The organism is Frankia sp. AgKG'84/4, assembly GCF_023242965.2.
Taxonomy (GTDB): Bacteria; Actinomycetota; Actinomycetes; order Frankiales; family Frankiaceae; genus Frankia.
The window spans coordinates 1-686 of record NZ_JALKFU020000948.1 but is presented as its reverse complement, the minus strand read 5'-3'; the positions used below and the strand labels follow the sequence as shown (position 1 = coordinate 686).

1 protein-coding gene is annotated in these 686 nt (G+C 76.7%); it reads right to left on the bottom strand.

Going from position 1 to position 686, the window contains the following annotated elements; genetic code table 11:
- On the bottom strand, window positions 1–588 hold a 588-nt coding region (locus tag MXD58_RS30840), incomplete at its 3' end, for an NHL domain-containing protein (protein WP_518478698.1).
- Between the last annotated feature and the right edge of the window lie 98 nt (window positions 589–686).

Here is a 686-nt window from a genome sequence, read left to right as displayed (position 1 = left end):
GGTGGGGCCGGCGGGGTGGGTGGGGCCGGCGGGGTGGGTGGGGTGGGTGGGGTGGATGGGGCCGGCCACAGTGAGGACGGCGTGGGGGCGGCGGAGCTGCGCGAGCTGGGCGGGGCCGCGGTCGCCGGACTGGCCTGCCGTGCCGACGCCGGCGAGGGGCAGTCCGCGGCCGTCGGGGTCGACGCGGACGATCTGGTGGCCGCCGGTGTTGGCGATGTACAGCCGGCCGACGGCGTCGAGGCAGACGTCGTGCGGGCGGGACAGGTGCAGGTCGGTGGCGGCGCGGGCGAGCGGGCCGGGTGGCGGGCCGGGCTGTCCGCAACCCGCGACGGTGTCGATTCGACCGGCCGGATCGACACGGCGAATGCGGTGGGTGAAGCTGTCGGCGATGTACAGCGTGCCGTCACGGCCCACGGCCAGGCCGCACGGGTTGTCGAGTTCGGCGTCCAGGGCTGGGCCGCCGTCGCCGCGCCCGCCGCTGCGGCCGCAGCCGGCGACTGTCCTCACCTGGCCGTCGGCGTCCAGGCGGACGATCCGGTGGCGCAGCCGCTGCGACACGTAGATGGTGCCGTCGGGCGCTGCGGTCACTCCGTACGGATAGTCGACGCGCAGCGGGTCCGCCGCGCGGGCGGGGCAGCGGATAGGCGGTGGTGGTCGCGGACTGGAACGTCACGTTCCCCTCCCGT